Genomic DNA, 1,673 nt, shown 5'->3' on the forward strand with positions numbered 1-1,673 from the left:
CCCCAGAGCACGGTACACCTGCGGCAGCTTCTCTCCACACACCCGGTTGGCAAGGAACCCGAAGTACCTCACCATCTTAAAAAACTTCTCCGGGATGTGCTGTTTCAGCCTCGCGACCAGCTCACGCTGTGTCAGCGTTTCCGTCGCCGTTTCTCCCGTTTTGTGGTCCAGGTAACGGAAGTTCAGGCTCGCCCCTACGTTGTAATGTGCCAGCCGGGAGGCCGCTATCGGCGGCTTCTTCAGATAACGACCCAGGTAGCGCGCCGTATTCCTCCCGCCGGCCGTTTTTTTCGACATGTACACATGCCAGTATTTTCCTCCGGCTTTCAGCACCAGGCTTCTCCACTGTGATTCCGTCGTGATATGTGACAACGACTCCGGCATCGCCAGCCCCTCTGACCACGCTTTCAGAAGCAGCTGCCGCATATTCCACATCCACCGTGAACGCATCGCGTCTTTCAGGAAGCTCAGCTTTTTCCACTGACCATGCTTATTCAGACCTCCACAGGTTACAGACACATGTACATGCGGATGCCAGTTGAGACGACGGCCATACGTGTGGATGGCGCAGAAGATACCGGGTTCCTGCCCCCGTTTCCGGGCGGCATACAGCAGATTCTCCACCGCCAGACGGCACACGTCATTCAGCAGCCACCGGTTGCTTTCGAACACCGGCCACAGCGTGTCCGGCAGGGTGAAGACCAGGTGTACCCAGTCGCAGTCAGGAAGACGATTCAGCTGTGTCGCTATCCACAGGTCTGTGGCCTTTTTTCCGCAGGACGGGCAGGCACGGCTGCCGCATGAGTTAGTGACGTATCTGACGTGGGGGCACTCAGGTTTATCGCAGATGTATTCCTTCACTCCCAGTATCCGCGTGCCGCAGGCCAGCATTTTTGTGACTGAACCGCCCCGGGAATCCTGGAGACTAAACTTCCTGAGAAAGAGGTAAACAGGATGACTAAAAATACTCGTTTTTCCCCCGAAGTCCGTCAACGGGCAGTCCGTATGGTTCTGGAAAGTCAGGGCGAATATGACTCACAATGGGCGACAATTTGTTCCATTGCTCCAAAGATTGGCTGTACGCCGGAGACTCTGCGTGTCTGGGTTCGCCAGCATGAGCGGGATACCGGGGGCGGTGATGGAGGGCTCACCACCGCTGAACGTCAGCGTCTGAAAGAGCTGGAGCGTGAAAATCGTGAACTGCGCCGCAGTAACGATATCCTTCGCCAGGCTTCCGCTTATTTTGCGAAGGCGGAGTTCGACCGCCTCTGGAAAAATGATGCCACTGCTGGATAAGCTGCGTGAGCAGTACGGGGTCGGACCGCTATGCAGCGAACTGCATATTGCCCCGTCAACGTATTACCACTGTCAGCAACAGCGACATCATCCGGATAAACGCAGTGCCCGTGCGCAGCGCGATGACTGGCTGAAGAAAGAGATACAGCGCGTATACGATGAAAATCACAAGGTATACGGTGTAAAGTCTGGCGTCAGTTGTTACGGGAAGGTATCAGAGTGGCCAGATGCACTGTGGCACGTCTCATGGCGGTTATGGGACTTGCCGGTGTTCTCCGGGGTAAAAAGGTCCGTACGACCATCAGCCGGAAAGCCGTTGCCGCAGGCGACCGCGTAAACCGTCAGTTCGTGGCAGAACGACCTGACCAGCTGTGGGT

At 56.2% G+C, this 1,673-nt stretch carries 1 protein-coding gene, 1 pseudogene and 1 other annotated feature; of the genes and pseudogenes, one reads left to right on the top strand and one right to left on the bottom strand.

Translation table 11 applies throughout. The annotated features are described in order from the left end of the window. Nucleotides 1-1,032: IS91 family transposase (locus BFF42_RS16315; RefSeq protein ID WP_371462418.1), on the bottom strand; the 1,032-nt coding region annotated here is incomplete at its 3' end. Between BFF42_RS16315 and BFF42_RS16320 the strand changes: the two are divergent. Next, nucleotides 955-1,673: pseudogene (locus BFF42_RS16320) on the top strand (IS3-like element IS629 family transposase); the annotation flags it as partial. The gene BFF42_RS16315 and the pseudogene BFF42_RS16320 overlap by 78 nt on opposite strands. Beyond that, nucleotides 1,236-1,351 (top strand) — a sequence feature (AL1L pseudoknot). Its footprint overlaps the pseudogene before it by 116 nt.

Source organism: Shigella sp. FC1661 (genome assembly GCF_001712525.1).
In the GTDB taxonomy this organism is placed as follows: Bacteria; Pseudomonadota; Gammaproteobacteria; order Enterobacterales; family Enterobacteriaceae; genus Escherichia; species Escherichia coli.